This is a genomic window from Colwellia sp. MB3u-8, assembly GCF_014076985.1.
Lineage (GTDB): Bacteria > Pseudomonadota > Gammaproteobacteria > Enterobacterales > Alteromonadaceae > Cognaticolwellia.
Genome location: NZ_JACGVA010000072.1, coordinates 198,991 through 217,675, shown reverse-complemented (window position 1 = coordinate 217,675; position 18,685 = coordinate 198,991). Strand labels below are relative to the sequence as shown.

The window sequence follows — 18,685 nt, the reverse complement described above, 5'->3', positions numbered from 1 at the left end:
TCTGCTATCAGTGTAATCAATAACAAAATAAGCGTTTGATTACGCTGATAACTTACGGTGCAACAAAGGTTAATGTCTCTCCCTAACCCGCCTTGTGCCTAAAGGCAGGTACGTTTTAACTTTTGTCATTCAGTACTCAACAGTGTTCGAGGCTGTTTGATAATAGGCGTGGCTTTAAGCAACCGTCTGCTCAGCCGTTTTTCTTCTGCTTATTTTACTCTCAGTATCATTAACGACAATGGTTGCTGAAATTTTATCATGAATAGCCTGTCGATTAGGGTCCCAAAATATCTGTGCAAAGCCAAGTAAACCTGTTGCTATGCCAGCACCATAGCCACCATAACGTCCAAAACTGTCCCATATCGATAACGGCGTACCATCAAGTTGGATCACTCGAATACTAAACAGCTTTTTACCCGGTGTTTGCCCATACCAAAGTGCGGTAAACATGGTGAAATAAAATGCTGCCCAACCAAAACCTAGCCCCAGATCTTCGACTAAACCTTGTAACCAAGCAAAGCCTTTATATACCGATGAATTCGACGGAACAGCAACCGTATTTTTATTTATTTCGCTGGTGGTATTGCTTTGTTTAGCGCCAGTAACCGCAACTTTTTTCTCAACTTTGTGTTTCATTAATGGCGACTCAGTCTGAGCAGCTAAAGGTAATTGTTCAAGTTGCTCACTTAACTGGGCTATTTCTTGCTGACTTAAACGGCTTTGCTTAGCCACACGTTTAAGTAAGTCAGCATTAAATTTGTTAATTTCTAGCGTTGAGGCTGTTTGCTCACTATAGGCCGATGATAAACTTTCAGACAACTGCAGCCAACATGGATAATCAACACAGTCAGTTTGAGCCATTGCAATACCTGCTGCTAGGGTGAGTGTTACTTTGATGAAATCATTATCCTCTGAGGCATTAGTGTTTGCTTCAGTCATATTTTCTTCATTACTTTGTAAATGGCTTTGTGAATTGCTTGGTAAATGGCTTTGTGAATTGCTTGGTAAATGGCTTTGATTATTTTGGTTACTCGATAATGTACCTTGGCTCTGCCCTGCTTGCTCAACATCATGATTAAAGGTTTCTAGTTCAGCAAAAAACTTAGGGAAGATATCAATCAAGACGACGAAAACAATTAACGCCGCAAAAACACGTAAAATTAATTTGCTTAAAGCACTTTTTTTAGCCAATTTATTACCACGTTTTCTACTGCCAAGTCTAAAGAGTGTTATCGCCACCAAAAAAGCCAATAACTCGCCCGGCGCCCCACTTAACAAAGCCACCAAAAATAAATCGACTAATAGTGCCATGCCTCGGCGCCACGGCACAGCTAATGATATACCAAACAGCGACTTATCAATTTTAAAAGCCAGTGGTGTTAATATTTCACGCGTTTCTTCATCAGATAATTTTTTTGCTTGAATTTTCGCCATTATTGAAATCTCTTTGTGCTACTTTATTAAGTAATTTATCCAAAACTTAGTTTATAAATTATCTGCCAGCGTTATCCATCTCTAGCTTGAGAGTTACTGTATTTTAGCTACAAATAAATAAAATAAAGCTATTAATATCAGCAGCCTGGCTAACGACGTAACTATTACAACAGCGATATAGATGACATAAAGCTATACTAAAGTATGAAAAAAAACCACATTTTAAGACCTATTAATTAGGTATCTATTCCTTTTTTGCATATAAGATACCGAAATATCACTTCTTTTTCTGCCATAAAGCGTTAACCTACGGCCTATAGTATTAACCTATTTGCAATAGTGTTAACCTACTTGTAATAATAGTGTTAATTGATCTGAAATAACTTTCGGTGGTTAACACATAAAATATCTATTAAATCTGTATGCCATACTCGGTCAATGCAATGAAAACAGGATTAAAAAATGTCGACTATATTTGAAGATAACTCAACATCCATTGGTAATACACCGCTAGTTAAACTTAACCGCATCGTTTCGGGTGAAAATACTGCAAATATCTACGCAAAGATTGAAGCACGTAACCCAAGCTTTAGTATTAAGTGCCGCATTGGTGCCAATATGATTTGGGATGCCGAGAAAAAAGGTTTGCTTGTGGCCGGTAAATCTATTGTCGAACCCACCAGTGGTAATACAGGTATCGCACTAGCATTTGTTGCTGCTGCTCGTGGTTATAAAATCACTCTAACTATGCCAAACACCATGAGTATAGAGCGCAGAAAATTATTAATTGCGCTAGGGGCTAAATTAATCTTAACCGACGGTACCAAAGGCATGAATGGTGCTATTGCCAAAGCACAAGAAATTAAAGATGCTGATCCAGATAACACAGTACTGTTAGGTCAATTTGATAATCCAGCTAACCCTGAAATTCATGAAAAAACTACCGGGCCTGAAATTTGGCGTGATACTGAAGGTAACATTGATTTCTTCGTTGCTGGTGTTGGTACGGGTGGCACAATTACCGGTACAACGCGATATCTTAAAAGTGTTGCCGAGCATAAAATCACCTCAGTAGCGGTTGAACCTACAGATTCGCCTGTTATTACTCAAGCAATGGCGGGTGAAAAACTAACGCCGGGTCCTCATAAAATTCAAGGTATTGGTGCTGGATTTATTCCTGGCAACTTAGATCTTTCACTTATTGATGCCGTTGAACAGGTATCAAATGACGACTCTATGGCAATGGCGCATCGCTTAATGAAAGAAGAAGGTATACTTGCCGGCATATCGTCTGGAGCTGCCGTTGTAGCGGCTAAGCGTATTGCTGAAAAACCAGAAAATGCGGGCAAAAACATTGTCGTTATTCTTGCTAGCTCTGCTGAACGCTACCTTTCAAGCCCATTGTTTGCTGATTCATTTTCTGAAGAAGACCTGGCGTAATAGCCAAAAAATATCAAGCTGAGTTTTATTGTTAAACCATTATGATTAAACTATGACAATTCACGGGTTTTGTTGACAATTAAACCCTAGCTTGAGCTGAATTTTTAAAAGCCTGATTTGCAAGAATCAGGCTTTTTTGATCTTAAAATATTATACAACTTAAGTCGGTAAAAAGTAGCTTACTCTAGCTTTAACTCCTATTTTTGCGGTAAAGTGACATTAAGTTCACAAAGTTATCTGTTACCCTATGAATTATTTAAAATTAATCATCTTAAGTTTCGTTCTTTTGTTCTCTGCCTGCAGTGAAGAAAACAAAAACAAAATTCATGATCTTGACAACCCAGAAGTGGTTGCCATTGAATTTTTTAATGCCTTGTATAATGAACAAAATATAAAAAAAGCCGCATCGGTTTGTAGTCCAAGATTGTCGCGCATTATTCTGCACTATCAATCACCCAAAGCGGTTGCTCGCCATTTGTTCAATATGTCATACGATAAGGTTGATATTAAGCCCGATGATAGTGGTGTTAAAGTGAGAGAACAATTTAAAAACTCTGCGGAGATTACTATTTATTTTGACGGTTATTACCAAAATGACCGTATAAAAGATGTTAAACGATTGTTGTTAGTACAAATTGATAATAAATGGATTATCGAAAAAAGACTAAAAGACCCCTTTTAATTTCTCCCTCAAATAACATTGCCACTTTTTCACATTCATGTAAACAGTGGCATTGCCGACATAAATGTCGATACTTAGCTTTTGTTGGGAACATAAAAGCTGACCATTCATCCTGAATATAGAAACGGCGTCAATATTGACGCCGTTTTGTTTTTTAAACTTTAACTTTAGCTTTAGCTTTAATTAAAGTTAATAACCTATGGCTATACCTTCGCGACGAGGATCAGCCCCACCTCGCAATTTACCCTTAGATAATTCAATCGCCTGAATACCACTGTTTAAATCACGCACCACAACCTGATGCCCTTTTGCTTCTAACGCTGACTTAAGCTTGACTAGATCGCTGCCTTTTTCCAATGTGGTGACCTTATTGCGATTAGTTATGTGGGGCAAGTTAATCGCAGATTGTGGATCAAGTTGCCAATCTAAAATAGCGATCATGGTTTGTGCTACATAATTAATAATTCGGCTGCCGCCTGGAGAGCCTAAAACAAGCTTTAAAGCCTTGTCTTGAGTAAATACCATCATGGGTGCCATAGAGCTTCGCGGACGCTTACCTGGCTCTAAACGGTTAGCTACCCACTGGCCATTCTTTTTTGGATCTAATGAAAAGTCAGTCAATTGATTATTGAGAATAAAGCCTTCAACCATCACCGCAGAGCCAAAGCCCATTTCAACACTGGTGGTCATAGAAACAGCATTACCGTCTTCATCAACAATTGAGATATGGCTTGTTGAAGGCAATTCATAAGCGTTGTCGTCGGCTTGTGCAAGTGCACCTATTGGTGTGCCTGGAACCGCTGTACCCATATCGCTATCAGGATTAATTAACGCGGAGCGCTTTGCCATATATGGCTTTGAAATCAACCCCTGTGTTGGGACATTCACAAAGCTACTATCGGCAATATAACGATTACGATCGGCAAATGCCAAACGAGAACTTTGGCTAAATAAGTGGGTAAACTCAACATCTGCTAACGATAATTTTGCCATATCAAATTTCTCAAGTTGTCCGAGTATTTGAATAACAGCGACACCACCCGAGCTTGGCGGTCCCATTCCACACACTTGATATTGTCGATAAGGTCCACATACTGCCGGTAATTCTTTAGCACGGTAGTTTTTCATATCAGCTAATGTTAAACGGCCTGGGGCAATGGGTGATTGTTGTACTGCAGCAACAATTTTCTTGGCGATCCAACCTTCATAAAAAGCATTGATGCCGTTTTTAGCAATACTACGATATACAGTCGCTAACTTTGGGTTTTTTAATAACTGCCCTGCTTTTACTGCTTCACCATGAGGAAAAAAGTAATTTTTAATCGTTGGTAATTTCGTAATACCTGGGTTAAATTCCATTGCCACTAGCTTTTCTAGCCTAGGTGAAACAATAAAGCCTGTTTCTGCTAAATTAATTGCATCTTTAAACAATGCCGCCCAAGGTAGCTTGCCATATTTTCCATGCGCCTTGTTAAGACTTGCTAATACCCCAGGTACGCCAACAGCATGACCACCAACAACGGCTTTTATCCATGGAATAGCTTGACCATTCTCATCTAAAAACATATCTGTTGTTGCCGCCGCTGGTGCGGTTTCTCTGCCATCAAAAGTGGTTAGCTGCTGAGCTTTTTTATCCCAATGCAACATAAACGCACCGCCACCAATGCCTGAAGATTGTGGCTCAACCAAGGTTAATACCAATTGGACTGCAATAGCAGCATCTACAGCACTTCCACCTTGCTTAAGTATATTCAAACCGGCTTTACTGGCATAAGGGTTTGCTGTTGCTACCATGGCATGCTCGGTAACAACGGTTTGCTTAGCGATAATACCTGTTGCCGCTTCTGGTTCACGGTCTTCTCTTTTTTTATCTGGCGCTGCTACAACCAGCAAACTGGTAGAAATAAAGAGTAAAGATAATAGCCCTTTTATGGCTGAATTTGACATGCTGTTCCTTAATAAATAATTGACGATAAGTTATACTAACCTCATTAATTTTCTGATCATTTCAGCTAGTTTAAACAACTAACTATTACAATAAGTGCCTTTTATTAGACCGTTTTATCTGTGTAAAAAAGTAGACCTGATCATTAATGTAACGGGTCTACTTTAACGACCATAACATTGCCCAAGACATTAACACCTTCATTAACAGGTATATATTTTATTCAGCCATCAGTCACTGTGCTGACTAAATGATTGCTGAAATTGATTAAATTTCACAAAACTATTTAACAAGTTTTGATACTTTTTAGGTTCATTTTCTAAGCGAGCTAAAGCATGACAGCATGCTTCGAGTGATGAGAGCGCATGGTCTTTTTTGGTTTTTCTAATCTCATAAAGGCTAGCTATGCCTTGCGGTAAAACAATATGATTTATATTATGTAAGCAAGAATTGCTCATAAACATGCGATAGGCTTTTTTCCAAGTACCATCCAGTATAATAATGCACTTAATTTCACTCAGCTTACGCTCTATACCCTCACTTTGATTATTACCGCTAATAGTTAACGTTGGAAAATTCAGCGTTAAAGCCTGCTTACTCGGATATAACAAGACTATGTTGTCCGCGTATTGTATCAGGCGCTGTCTTAAAATATCAGAATCCGCAAAGGTTTCGCCAACTATCACCTCGCAGTTCGTTAACGATTGTTTTAATAAGCTGACCGTACCTTTGCTTTGCTTAACTTCACTGGGATGTTGCAGCACAATAACAGGTATGTGGTTATCAATAGCGACAGTAAAAGCGCAAATACAGGCTTTTTCAGGCCGTTGACATTGTTGACATAAAACTCGGGACATTTATTTAAAATAATAAAAAAATAGGATAGCTAAGTTTACGAAACTTTATCGACGAGTTTAAGTCATTTATTACATTACTTTTTAATATTGTTGTACTTAACTCATTTCGAATTGCTAATTCAACCAATCAACGCTATTACTTAGGGACGTTGTCGATATCGCACCGAGGCAACGAGTGTTTTTAAATATCGTTGTTTTCAGAATGCATTTAACAAGGAATTTCCATGCATAAAACCTATCAACACAGTTCGGCTAGCGCTTCAGATCATACCTTAAATACTATCTTAAATATTATTGTTGAAGGTGTTTGGGACTGGAATAGTAATACCAAAATAGTGACCCGTAGCCCCAGCTGGTACCACATGTTAGGTTACGAGTTTGCTGTTTTTAGAAAGGATGTATTTACTTGGGAAAATATTATCCATCCAGAAGATTACCCTAGAGTTATGCATCAGTTTGAACGTTATATATCAGGAAAGATTAACGCTTACAATGTAGAATATCGTTGTAAGAAATCAGACGATAGTTATTTATGGATTGCAGATCGCGGCGCGATTATAGCAAGAAATGCCGATGGCAGTGTTGACCGGATGATTGGCGCACATCATAATATACACCAACAAGTTATGGCTCAAACCGACCTTATTGAAAAAAATAAACTATTACAAAATAGCCACTTATCATTAGAAAAAGTTATTGCACAAAAAACGGATGAGTTAGCCAAAAAAAACCAGCAATTAGAACGAAAAATTATCGAGGTTGAGTCAGTTTCAAACATAGACCCTTTAACAGAAATTGCCAATCGTAAGCTTTTTGAAACGATATTAAATAAAGAGATAATACGCGCTGAACGCTATCACCACCCGTTAACCCTAGTCATGTTTGATCTAGATAAGTTTAAAAAAATCAACGATCAATATGGTCATAAAGTGGGTGATGATATTCTTTGTATGATAGCCAAACTTGTTGCCGAAAACATTAGAGATGTAGATTTATTTGCTCGCTGGGGTGGTGACGAATTTGTTATTATCTTCCCTGAACTCTCTCAAAAACAGGCACATCAAACTAGCGATAAATTACGAGAAATGATTAGTAAAGATCAAATAACGAACGAAATATCAGTAACCTGTAGCTTTGGTGTTGCACAATATAACAGCGGTGACTCAATAGACAGTTTATTTCAACGGGTAGATAAACAGCTTTATATTTCAAAAGAACAAGGTCGTAATCAAGTTTACTCTGAAGTTATTTAAGTTATTTAAACTATTTAAGTTACGGAGAAAAATTTTATTCTTTATTGAAGTGTAACTGAGCAGCTATAGCTAACAAGGTGAATTATACTCACTGGCCATTTCGCTATATTCACTAAAACTAATGTTTATAAAACTACAAGCAACTGCTAAAGTGCGTTGAATCATATCACGGTATAAATTTAAACAAATAATAAAAACACATGCTGCAATTAAAACCTCTACCCGTAAAAGCAACTCATAGCCTTGGCCCTTTGATCGTATTCACGCTTGCTTTGAGCGCCTTTATCTTTGATGCTCAAATTTCTGACTTGCTCATTTATAATCGCAGCTTAATCACAGCGGGAGAATATTGGCGCATAATATCAGGCCATTTTTTTCATTCAAATGCTAACCACTTTATGCTGAATGTCGCCGCAGTAGCACTGCTATGGGCCTTGCATGGCCAATATTATAGCTATAAAAATTACCTGTCAGTGTTTCTGACCAGTGCCATAGTTTGCAGCCTGGGTATGTATTGGTTTTCTGTCAACATTGAACTTTATGTTGGGCTGTCAGGGGTTCTGCATGGCTTTTTCGTTTGGGGGGCATTAATGGACATCAAGCATAAAGAAAAAACCGGCTATCTGCTGTTAATCGGTGTGATAGCAAAAATAATTCATGAGCAAATTTACGGTGCTAGCGCCGATGTAGAAATACTTATCGGTGCAAGTGTTGCCACCGATGCTCATTTATATGGCGCGATCGGTGGCTTGTTAGCTTTTATCTGGTGTTATTTTACGGCTAATAAAGCTAGTGTTTAGTTTCGTTATAAGGATGTAATTTATCAAGCGCAATAGATAAACCGTTGTCTTGTATAACGCGAACATGGTGACGGTCTAAACCTCTTGCCTGGCTAACACCACATGAATGTGCTAACAAGCCAACACCGTATAGAATGTACTTATGATAATTGGCAACACGCACAGCTTTACTGACTGGGTCTAACCCTTGTTGTAATCTAGGATCATGCGTAGTAATACCCGTAGGACAGGTGTCTTTATTACACTGCATTGCTTGAATACAGCCTAAAGAAAACATAAACCCCCTTGCTGAATTTACGGCATCGGCCCCCATCGCCAGTGCCCAAGCAACTTTTGATGGTGTGATCAGTTTACCTGCACATATAATTCTAATTTGGTCGCGTAAACCATATTCAACGAGTAAATTAACGACCAGCGGTAAGCTTTCTTTTAACGGCAAGCCAACATAATCCATCAAGGGTTGTGGTGCTGCCCCTGTACCACCATCGGCACTGTCTATGGTAATAAAATCCGGCGCATACTCTCGCCCTTGTCGGTTAATCTCTTCAAGTAAGTCTCTTAACCATAACGATTCACCGATAACCGCTTTAAAGCCTACCGGCTTACCGGTGACTTTGCGCACTCGATTGACCATGGTCAGAATATCTTTCACTGACTTAATTTCTGGGTGAGCATTGGGACTAATTGAGTCTACACCTATGGGTATACCTCGTATAAGAGCAATTTCTTCAGTCACTTTTTTGCCCGGCAATATGCCACCTTTACCGGGTTTAGCGCCTTGGCTCATTTTTATTTCAAACATTTTAATTTGTGGCATCGCCGCTAATGCAGCCAACATTTTGTCGCATAACTGTCCGTGCTCATCCCTTACGCCATATTTTGCGGTGCCTATTTGATAAACAATATCTGCCCCACTGGCCAAATGATGTTCACTAACGCCGCCTTCACCTGTGTTCAACCAGCATCCTGCTTTTGCTGCGCCATCTGAAAGTGCTTTGATTGCTGGTGCAGATAAAGCGCCAAAACTCATCGCTGAAATATTAAAAATTGAATCTGTGATGTAAGGCTTTCTACATTGACGACCAAAGGTAATAGAGCTCGCTGGTACCGCATCTTCTTCCAGTGTCGGAAAAGCACAGTTCATAAACATTATGGTGCCAATGGGTTCAAGGTTTCGCGTAGAGCCAAATGCCAGGGTACGGTCAACATTTTTTGCTGCACGATAGACCCAGCTGCGCTCAGCTCGATTAAAGGGTAATTCTTCTCGGTCCATGGCAAAAAAATATTGTCTAAAAAACTCCCCCTGCTTTTCAAAAAAATATCTAAACCGGCCAATAACTGGATAATTACGCCGTATCGCCTGTTTATTCTGCGTTTTATCTACAATGTACATATAAATTATCGATAATACGCCCAGCCCCAACAATAATATAAATAGTGCAGAAAGTGTTTCTACATAACCCAGCATGTTATCCATGTTTACCTCGTTAATCTTGTTGGTTTTTTTAGTTAATGTTAATCTAATTTTTTATCAAGAAATTATCGACAAAAAGGTATCAAAAGACTCAAAATATGGCGTTTATTATATCATCATAGACTAATTAATAATGTATCAAAAAAGTACCATGACTTCCTGCAGGTAAATATGCAGGCAGTATAATATTAGCTTCATAAAAATTACTTTAGCAGCAATTATTTTAAATCTGTGGCTTTTTCATGTCAGTTGTTTATGATAAAAATTAAAGAAGATTACAATCATAAATGGGCTTTGGCTTAATAAGGGATATCAATTGCAGACAACTCAAAATAACCACAATGTTATTGCTCGTCATAAACAGAGTAGCGCAAGTCTGCATATAAAAAAAACATCATACCTTGCTTTAACATTATTATGGGTTGCTTTGCCTATCAGTGCGAACAAAAGTCCTGTTATACATATAGTTACCGAACATTTACCTCCATACCAAATCGTGACTCAAAATAAACCACTGTCCGGCTTTGCCGTAGATATCATCAAAGAGACGATGGCACGAAGTCATTATGCCTATTCAATGAAAAATTATTCTTGGGTCCGCTCTTATAATTTAGCCCAAGTAAAAGCTAATTACTGCATATTCTCCCTTGCTCGATTAAAGTCACGAGAAAATATGTTTAAGTGGGTTGGGCCAATATCCAGCGTAAGCAATACGGCAATGTGGGCACGTAAAGGTCGCCATATTAAAATATCCAACTTAAACGATGCAAAAAAATACATTATTGCCGTTAATCGAGATGACATCGCTCATACCGGGTTAATAGAGCGAGGCTTTAACGAAGACGAAAACCTCTATGTTTTAGATAACACAAATTCATTAATTAGTTTATTAATTACTCGACCAGAAATAGACCTGATCGTCGCCGATGATACGACCATAAAATTTCGTACCGAATTAGCGGGAGCTAATATCAATGAGCTGCAACGGGTCTATGAAATTAAAGATTTACCACTAAATTTTTTCTTCGCCTGCAGTAAACAAACTGACGATAACATCATCAAGCATTTATCAAATAAACTACAAAGCCTTTACCAAGATGGCAGTTATGATGCTATCTGGGAAAAATGGCGTAATAAACTCACCAACCCTAAGTTATAAATTAGTTTTGATTAAATTATTAATCAAATATTGGCACTATTTGATCGTGACATTGCCGACATCCTGAAAATAATAAAGGCCTCAAATGAGGCCTTTATTATTGCTTATCATTAAAATTTTTATAAAGTAGTTTCGAACAACTTATAAATTCTCCGATATTCATTTAGCCAAGAGCTAGGTTGAACAAAACCATGGGGCTCTACCGGATAAATAGCAGTTTCAAAGTCTTGTTTTTCTAACTCAATTAAGCGCTGAACTAAACGCACAGTATCCTGAAAAAACACATTATCATCGACCATAGGTGCATTAATTAGCAGCGGTTTTTCTAAGCCTTCGGCGAAGTATATGGGTGAGCTACGTTCATAAGCAATAGGGTCATCACCCGGCATATTTAAGATGTTAGACGTGTAACCATGATTGTAATAAGCCCAATCTGACACTAAACGCAGCGCTGAACCTGATTGAAATAACTCAGGGTCGGTGAACATTGACATCAAGGTTAAAAAGCCACCGTAAGAGCCGCCATAAGTACCTACACGGTTAGCGTCAACATTGGCATTTTCCACTAACCAATTTACGCCATCACGCATATCTTGCACTTCGGGCTTACCCATATGGCGGTATATTGCTGTACGCCAATCACGGCCATAGCCTTTTGATGCACGGTAATCCATATCGATAACCACATAACCTTGTTGTACTAACATGCCGTGAAACATATATTCACGAAAATAACCCGACCAACCTAAATGTGAATTTTGCAAATAGCCCGCGCCATGGCTAAACATTACCGCTTTGTTTTTAGCGCTGGTTTTATCGTAACCTTTAGGTAAATAGACTTTTGAATATATGGGCTGTGCTTGATGTGATGACTCGATAGCGACTACATTAGGTGCTGCCCAAGGCATCGCCAGAAACGCTGCTGAAACGGTATGGGTTAATCGCATTGCCTCAGTGTTGTTAGTCATATCTTTAACATAAAGCTCTGGTGGTAAGGTGATTTCTGAATGCTCAATTAACAGTTTAGCTTCATCAGGGCTTAACGTGTAATTATTCATACCACCTAAATCGGTTAACGCAGTGATTTTACCTGACGCAATATTCACTTTGTAAATTTCATAAATACCTGGGTGTTTTTTATTGGCTTTAAAGTAAATATTTTGTTCATCAGCAGATACTGTTAAGTCGTTAACTTCAAAATCACCTGCCGTTAAGGCTCTTGCTTTGCCATTTAGTGGCTTAAGGTATAAGTGTGCGTAACCACTTTCTTCTGAAAGATAATATAAACTGTCGGCGTTATTCAACCAACCCTGTTCGTTAAAGGTGTAATTTATCCAAGCATCATCATGTAAACGGTGTTGAGAAACTAAGGCTTTACGGTCAAAATCAACCGTTGTGATCCAACGGTCTTTGTTATCCCAAGCTTCAAGCATAATAGCGACTTGCTGACCATTTTTTTGCCATTGAATAGGGGCCCACGCTTGCATAACATGAATATTACGCGCTGATTTTTCTGATTTATATTTTTTACCTTCACGGGCATAATTCTCTTTACGCACACTGGCTAGTACGTCTTCATCAAAACCCGGTAAGCTGTCATAACTCAACAAGGCTTTTGTGCCTTGGCTTAAATCTAAAATATAAAGCTGTTCGGTATATTGGCGATTATCGGCAACACGTGTTCGCACCTTTTTCGCCTTAATATCGCCGTCGTTAGCAATATAGTTAGGCATAATATCACTGTCTTTACCTAGTGATTTATCCGTTGCCACACTGACCACTAATTTATCGCCAGCCGGAGAAAGACTCGCATGCACAACTTCATTGCCTTTACCGAGGTAAAAGTTTGTTTGGGTTACTGTGCTATTTTTTACCCTTAACTGACGTTTTTGCTCGGCACGTAAGTTTTTGTTGCGCTGCTGTAGCGCAACATATTCAATCAGTTCATGTTGTTCAGTAGCGATATAGCTTGGTGTATCGAGAACAGGCTCTTCACCATCAGTCATTTTTAAGTTGGCTAACTCAATAATTTTTTGACTGCTCATATCATGGGCGTAAAAGATATTATCAACACGATAAGCGATATTACCATTAGTTAAAAACATCGCTGATGATTCAACGGCCGAGGTATAGGTTAACTGCTGCACAGTTTGAGTGGCCAAGGCTTTAACAAAAACATTGCCTTCAAAGGTGTATACCTCATGCGTACGGCTATTATTTAATACCGCATTAGTATCAGCAACCACATGCATTTGCGCTAATTTAACTAACTCACCATTACCTTGCGTGCTTAAGTTTTTTTGTACTAAATCACGTAATGGGTTGCCTTGACGCTTTTGCTTGTAAAACACGGTTTGGCTGTCGTCACCCCAATACCAAGACTCAGGAGCGCGGCCAAACCAATCAGGATTTGACATAATTTTTTCTAAGGTAATCCTTGTTGCGCTTGTTACACCTACAGATGGCTTTGCTAGCACTTCACTGGCGATAACGTCACTAGTGGTAGTAGTCTGACTGTCTAGTGCAACCTGTTTTTGCTCTGTCGATACACAGGCGACTAAAGAAAAACTAATAGCAGCGGCAATTAATTGTATTTTCATAATTTATTTATACTTATATGGGTTACTTATATTAGGTTGCTTATATTAGTTTGCTTATATTGGCTTACTTATAAGGGCTATTTATCTCAACGTTGGCACAAAGTTCAATGGTACTGAAATGATTAACCTTGCTAATCATTAAAATCCTGCAGCTAGTTATACTAAAAAACAGCTTAATTTTCAATGTCTCTGCGTTGTAACACGACCAATAACAAATTTTATACGATGAAAACCTCTATCAGGAAGAACAACTCAGCAGACAATGCCAAGAGCAATATTGCTTAAGTAATTTTTTGCTGATAAATCACCTTATATTGTACTCCATGGGCTAATTAATCCTTTCAATTGTCCTAAGAAAATTTGGGCTTATATTTTTTAATCGCGCGCCTCGTATTTTTCTCTGCTATAATCGCGCGCTTTGTTAATGTGACTTTTATTTCTGCAATCGTGCGCTGTGTGAATGTGGTAAATATGACATTTATCATCAAGGTATTTACTTTGTCGGTTAATAGGTCATTGTTAGGCTTTGAAAGTGTGTAATATCACGCTTGTCTCTATTGTAAAAAATTAATTTAGGTAATGTATGAACTTAGCGTCACTCCAGAAAACAACTCCAAAACTATTCGATTACCCTAAGTATTGGGCAGAATGCTATGGAACAGCGCCATTTTTGCCGATGTCTCGTCAAGAAATGGAGGTGTTAGGCTGGGATAGTTGCGATATTATTCTAGTGACTGGCGACGCTTATGTTGACCATCCAAGTTTTGGTATGGCCGTTATTGGTCGTATGTTGGAGTCACAAGGCTTTCGAGTGGGTATTATCGCTCAACCTGATTGGCACTCAAAAGACGCCTTTATGCAACTGGGTAAACCTAACTTATTTTTTGGTGTCACCGCTGGCAATATGGATTCGATGATCAATCGCTATACTGCCGAAAGACGTATGCGCCATGACGATGCTTATACCCCGAATGATGAAGGTGGCAAACGTCCCGACCGCGCTGTAACCGCTTATACCCAGAAATGTAAAGAAGCCTATAAGGGCGTACCTATTATTATTGGTGGTATAGAAGCGAGTTTACGCCGAGTCGCTCATTATGATTATTGGTCCGATAAAGTGCGTCAATCTGTACTATTTGACTCCAAAGCTGATCTGTTAATTTACGGTAATGCTGAGCGTCCACTCATAGAAATTGCCCATCGTATTGCCAATGGTGATGATGTTAAAAACATTACCGATGTACGTGGTAGTGCATTTTTAGCAAACCAAGTATTACCCGGCTGGAAAGGCATAGACTCTCGAAGTATTGATAAACCGGGAAAAATAGACCCTATCTATAGCCCATATCAAGACATGACATCGCCTGATTGCGCCACGACATCAGCCGATGCAGCTGCTGCCGCCGCTGAAGACATGGTAACAAACGCCGCTGAAAAAGATGTGACTAAAACCGCACAACCGATACAATTAAGTGAATTTAGAGCCACTGCACATAAGAATAAATCATGGGAAGATAAGAAAAAACCGTGGGAAACTACGTACATTAACTTACCAACCTTTGAGCAAGTCAGAGACAACAAAACGCTTTATGCGCATGCCTCACGAATTTTTCATCAAGAAGTTAACCCAACATCCGCTAAACCTTTAGTGCAAAAGCATGGTAGCCGACTTATTTGGCTAAACCCGCCTGCTAAACCCTTATCTGAAGCAGAAATGGATGGCGTTTTTGGTTTACCGTATCAACGTGTACCTCATCCTATTTATGGTGATGCTAAAATTCCCGCTTACGACATGATAAAAACGTCAATCAATATTATGCGTGGTTGTTTTGGCGGTTGTACCTTCTGCTCGATTACTGAGCATGAAGGCCGCATTATTCAAAGTCGCTCTGAAGACTCTATTATTGCCGAAATTGAAGATATTAAATTAAAAGTACCTGGTTTTACCGGCGTTATTTCTGATCTTGGCGGACCAACCGCTAACATGTATAAATTAAACTGTAAAAGTGAAAAAGCAGAAGCCACCTGTCGTAAGCCATCCTGTGTTTGGCCAACTATTTGCGGCCACTTAGATACCGACCATACCCCGACCATTAATTTATACCGTAGAGCACGGAAAGTTAAAGGTATTAAAAAAATACTTATCGCCTCAGGTGTAAGGTACGATTTAGCTATTCAAGACCCTGAATACGTTAAAGAACTGGCGACTCACCATGTGGGTGGTTATTTAAAAATTGCTCCTGAACATACTGAAGAAGGGCCATTAAATAAAATGATGAAGCCTGGTATGGGCAGTTATAACAAGTTTAAAGACATGTTTGATCATTACTCTAAACTTGCGGGTAAAAAGCAGTATTTGATCCCCTACTTTATCTCAGCACATCCGGGCACTACCGATTTGGATATGGTCAACCTTGCGCTATGGCTAAAAGAAAACGACTTTAAACTTGATCAAGTACAAAACTTTTATCCGTCACCGTTAGCAAACGCGACTACGCTTTATCATACTGAAATTGATTCATTGCGTAATGTTAAAAAAGACAGCGCGACCGTATCTGTGCCAAAAGGCACTATTCAGCGTCGTTTGCATAAAGCCATATTGCGTTATCATGATCCTGCAAACTGGGGCATTATTCGTGACGCCTTAACCAAAATGGGTCTGGCAAGAAAACTGATTGGGAGTAAACCCGGTTGTTTAGTGCCTAATGAAAGCAGAAATGAAAGCCAGCAAGCGCATTTTAAGAACAACGGCAAAGGTAAAAATAATGCCCAAGGTAATAAAACCTCACCAGGGCAAGAAAAGCGTTACGGTAAAAAACCCATAACCGCTAAAAAAGCTAAACCGGGTGATAAAGCAAAACAAGGCTTAACGCGTTTTTCTGAAAATCAATTTAACGACAGAAAACCTAAAAAGACTCAATAAAAAGGTCATGATACTGAATTTTTTTGTGTGGTTAAGGTCTGTTTATCAGACCTTAACCAAGAAAATTACTCACGTAAAAAACACCAGAATCCATGCAACCCTTAGTAAAATCACAAGCCAAAGGGCAACTATATAAAAAACAACAATGAGTTCATTACAAAAGTTATGTCGTTTGTTATACAACTCGCGCACAATGTCCTAGTGTTGTTGAAAAATAAGAAAGCTTCGAGGAGCAAGTCTAGATTAAAAGCGTAAGTTAATTTCATTTTATTGCTTTAATGATAACCAGTTATCAAACCACCACATCTAATGTAAAACAAATAAAAAACCTGCATATTCAAGTCTCACTAGAATTCCAAACAACGTCATCATACTGTATAATCTCGCGCATTATTTAAGGTTAAACTTAAATTAAAGTTCAACTTACACTCATCTACACAATCGCTACGGAATTTATATGTTAGCTGCAAACAATATTACCCAACAATTCGGTGCTAAGCCGTTATTTGAAAACATTTCACAAAAATTTGGTGGCGGAAATCGCTATGGTTTAATCGGTGCCAATGGCTGCGGTAAATCAACCTTTATTAAAATTTTAGGTGGTGATTTAGAGCAAACCTCGGGTAATGTTAATTTAGATCCAAATGAGCGCATTGGTAAACTTCGTCAAGACCAGTTCGGTTTTGAAGCAACGTCTGTCGTTGACACCGTTATTATGGGCCATACCAAATTGTGGGCAATAAAAGAACAGCGTGATGAGATTTACGCTTTGCCTGAAATGAGTGAAGCAGATGGTATGCGTGCCGGTGATTTAGAAGCTGAATATGCTGAAATGGATGGTTACAGCGCAGAAAGTCGTGCTGGCGAATTATTAATGGGTGTCGGTATCCCTGTCGATCAACATTATGGTTTAATGAGTGACGTTGCCCCAGGTTGGAAGTTACGTGTGCTATTAGCACAAGCCTTATTTTCTAATCCTGATATTTTATTACTTGATGAGCCAACCAACAACTTGGACATTCACACTATTCAATGGTTAGAAGAGACCTTGAACGCACGTGATTCAACCATGATCATCATCTCGCATGACCGTCACTTTTTAAACAGTGTTTGCACCCACATGGCTGATCTAGATTATGGTGAATTACGGTTATTTCCGGGTAACTATGACGAATATATGTTGGCTTCTACGCAAGCTAGAGCGCAATTAATGTCTGACAACGCCAAGAAAAAAGCACAAATTGGTGAACTACAAGCTTTCGTGGCGCGTTTCTCTGCCAATGCTTCAAAAGCAAAACAAGCAACGTCTCGTGCTAAGAAAATTGATAAAATCCAATTGGCCGATGTAAAAGCATCAAGTCGTGTTAACCCGTTTATTCGCTTTGAACAAGACAAAAAATTATTCCGTAATGCCCTAGTGCTTGAGAGTATGAGCAAAAACTTTGGTGATAATAAGGTCTTAAGCAACCTTAACATGATGATTGAAGTTGGTGAGCGTGTCGCCATTATCGGACAAAATGGTGTGGGTAAAACCACATTTTTACGCACTCTAATGGGTGAAGCTGAATATCAGCCGACATCAGGTTTATATACTTGGTCAGAAAACGTTAACATTGGTTACTACGCGCAAGACCACAGTTATGAATTTGAAAATGATATGACTTTATTTGAATGGATGAGCCAATGGCGTCAACCTAGTGACGATGAACAAGCTGTTCGTAGTTATTTAGGACGTTTATTATTCTCTGCTGATGACATTAACAAATCAGTAAAAGTACTTTCAGGTGGCGAACAAGGTCGTATGTTATTTGGTAAAATCATGATGCAACGTCCAAATATTCTCATTATGGATGAACCAACAAACCATATGGATATGGAATCTATCGAGTCATTAAACATGGCCATGGAGCAATATGAAGGCACTATTTTGTTCGTTAGTCATGACCGAGAATTTGTCTCAAGCTTAGCCACTCGTATTATCGAATTAACAACCGGTGGTTACACTGATTTTGCTGGTGGCTACGACGAATATTTAGCGTCACAAGTATAAATTAGTTATCTCGGTAAACGCACGGTAATAAAGCTATCATAAGTTAATTTTGATAGCTTTATTTTTTA

General features: G+C 38.8%; 12 protein-coding genes. 7 read left to right on the top strand and 5 right to left on the bottom strand.

The features are described 5' to 3' along the window. Window positions 1-174: 174 nt before the first annotated feature. Window positions 175-1,434, bottom strand: coding sequence for an RDD family protein (locus H4J54_RS19590; RefSeq protein ID WP_259367004.1), 1,260 nt, complete (start codon window positions 1,432-1,434; stop codon window positions 175-177). Between the two features lie 462 nt (window positions 1,435-1,896). On the opposite strand from H4J54_RS19590, the gene cysK reads away from it, so the two are divergent. Next, the gene (gene cysK / locus H4J54_RS16815) at window positions 1,897-2,874 is read left to right on the top strand and encodes a cysteine synthase A (protein ID WP_182192146.1); all 978 of its coding nucleotides are present in this window, start codon (window positions 1,897-1,899) and stop codon (window positions 2,872-2,874) included. Window positions 2,875-3,121: 247 nt separating this feature from the next. Continuing rightward, window positions 3,122-3,556, top strand: a complete 435-nt coding sequence (locus H4J54_RS16810; RefSeq protein WP_182192145.1) for a hypothetical protein — start codon at window positions 3,122-3,124, stop codon at window positions 3,554-3,556. A gap of 189 nt (window positions 3,557-3,745) precedes the next feature. Here the strand turns inward: H4J54_RS16810 and ggt are convergent, their stop codons facing one another. Together ggt and H4J54_RS16800 are read right to left on the bottom strand one after the other, a co-directional pair. Next, complete coding sequence (gene ggt / locus H4J54_RS16805; protein ID WP_182192144.1) at window positions 3,746-5,503, bottom strand: gamma-glutamyltransferase; 1,758 nt, start codon at window positions 5,501-5,503, stop codon at window positions 3,746-3,748. Window positions 5,504-5,731: 228 nt separating this feature from the next. Then, complete coding sequence (locus H4J54_RS16800; protein ID WP_182192143.1) at window positions 5,732-6,358, bottom strand: tRNA-uridine aminocarboxypropyltransferase; 627 nt, start codon at window positions 6,356-6,358, stop codon at window positions 5,732-5,734. 224 nt (window positions 6,359-6,582) lie between these two features. Here H4J54_RS16800 and H4J54_RS16795 point away from each other — a divergent pair, with 224 nt between their 5' ends. Then, window positions 6,583-7,611 carry a sensor domain-containing diguanylate cyclase gene (locus H4J54_RS16795; RefSeq protein WP_182192142.1) on the top strand — a complete coding sequence of 343 codons (1,029 nt, stop codon included), beginning with the start codon at window positions 6,583-6,585 and terminating at the stop codon, window positions 7,609-7,611. Window positions 7,612-7,811: 200 nt separating this feature from the next. After that, window positions 7,812-8,411, top strand: coding sequence for a rhombosortase (rrtA, locus tag H4J54_RS16790; protein WP_182192141.1), 600 nt, complete (start codon window positions 7,812-7,814; stop codon window positions 8,409-8,411). Here rrtA and H4J54_RS16785 read toward each other — a convergent pair. Next, entirely contained in the window at window positions 8,401-9,888 is a 1,488-nt protein-coding gene (locus H4J54_RS16785) for an FMN-binding glutamate synthase family protein (protein ID WP_182192140.1), read from the bottom strand. The two genes, rrtA and H4J54_RS16785, sit on opposite strands and share 11 nt — an antisense overlap. 313 nt (window positions 9,889-10,201) lie before the next feature. On the opposite strand from H4J54_RS16785, the gene H4J54_RS16780 reads away from it, so the two are divergent. After that, window positions 10,202-11,044: an ABC transporter substrate-binding protein gene (locus H4J54_RS16780; RefSeq protein ID WP_182192139.1), complete on the top strand. Its 843-nt coding sequence runs from the start codon at window positions 10,202-10,204 to the stop codon at window positions 11,042-11,044. Between the two features lie 119 nt (window positions 11,045-11,163). Here the strand turns inward: H4J54_RS16780 and H4J54_RS16775 are convergent, their stop codons facing one another. Continuing rightward, the gene (locus H4J54_RS16775; protein ID WP_182192138.1) at window positions 11,164-13,644 is read right to left on the bottom strand and encodes a prolyl oligopeptidase family serine peptidase; all 2,481 of its coding nucleotides are present in this window, start codon (window positions 13,642-13,644) and stop codon (window positions 11,164-11,166) included. 583 nt (window positions 13,645-14,227) lie between these two features. On the opposite strand from H4J54_RS16775, the gene H4J54_RS16770 reads away from it, so the two are divergent. Both H4J54_RS16770 and H4J54_RS16765 read left to right on the top strand, forming a co-directional pair. Continuing rightward, window positions 14,228-16,567 (top strand): YgiQ family radical SAM protein, encoded by a 2,340-nt coding sequence (locus H4J54_RS16770; protein WP_182192137.1) that lies wholly within the window; start codon window positions 14,228-14,230, stop codon window positions 16,565-16,567. A gap of 457 nt (window positions 16,568-17,024) precedes the next feature. After that, window positions 17,025-18,617 (top strand): ABC-F family ATPase, encoded by a 1,593-nt coding sequence (locus tag H4J54_RS16765; RefSeq protein ID WP_182192136.1) that lies wholly within the window; start codon window positions 17,025-17,027, stop codon window positions 18,615-18,617. The last annotated feature ends 68 nt before the right edge of the window (window positions 18,618-18,685 follow it).

What these genes read in the sequence shown, in the direction of transcription:
- H4J54_RS16775 (WP_182192138.1), bottom strand. Translation starts at nt 13,644, where the DNA reads ATGAAAATACAATTAATTGCCGCTGCTATTAGTTTTTCTTTAGTCGCC.
- H4J54_RS16800 (WP_182192143.1), bottom strand. Translation starts at nt 6,358, where the DNA reads ATGTCCCGAGTTTTATGTCAACAATGTCAACGGCCTGAAAAAGCCTGT.
- H4J54_RS16770 (WP_182192137.1), top strand. Translation starts at nt 14,228, where the DNA reads ATGAACTTAGCGTCACTCCAGAAAACAACTCCAAAACTATTCGATTAC.
- ggt (WP_182192144.1), bottom strand. Translation starts at nt 5,503, where the DNA reads ATGTCAAATTCAGCCATAAAAGGGCTATTATCTTTACTCTTTATTTCT.
- H4J54_RS16785 (WP_182192140.1), bottom strand. Translation starts at nt 9,888, where the DNA reads ATGGATAACATGCTGGGTTATGTAGAAACACTTTCTGCACTATTTATA.
- H4J54_RS16795 (WP_182192142.1), top strand. Translation starts at nt 6,583, where the DNA reads ATGCATAAAACCTATCAACACAGTTCGGCTAGCGCTTCAGATCATACC.
- H4J54_RS16765 (WP_182192136.1), top strand. Translation starts at nt 17,025, where the DNA reads ATGTTAGCTGCAAACAATATTACCCAACAATTCGGTGCTAAGCCGTTA.
- rrtA (WP_182192141.1), top strand. Translation starts at nt 7,812, where the DNA reads ATGCTGCAATTAAAACCTCTACCCGTAAAAGCAACTCATAGCCTTGGC.
- H4J54_RS19590 (WP_259367004.1), bottom strand. Translation starts at nt 1,434, where the DNA reads ATGGCGAAAATTCAAGCAAAAAAATTATCTGATGAAGAAACGCGTGAA.
- cysK (WP_182192146.1), top strand. Translation starts at nt 1,897, where the DNA reads ATGTCGACTATATTTGAAGATAACTCAACATCCATTGGTAATACACCG.
- H4J54_RS16810 (WP_182192145.1), top strand. Translation starts at nt 3,122, where the DNA reads ATGAATTATTTAAAATTAATCATCTTAAGTTTCGTTCTTTTGTTCTCT.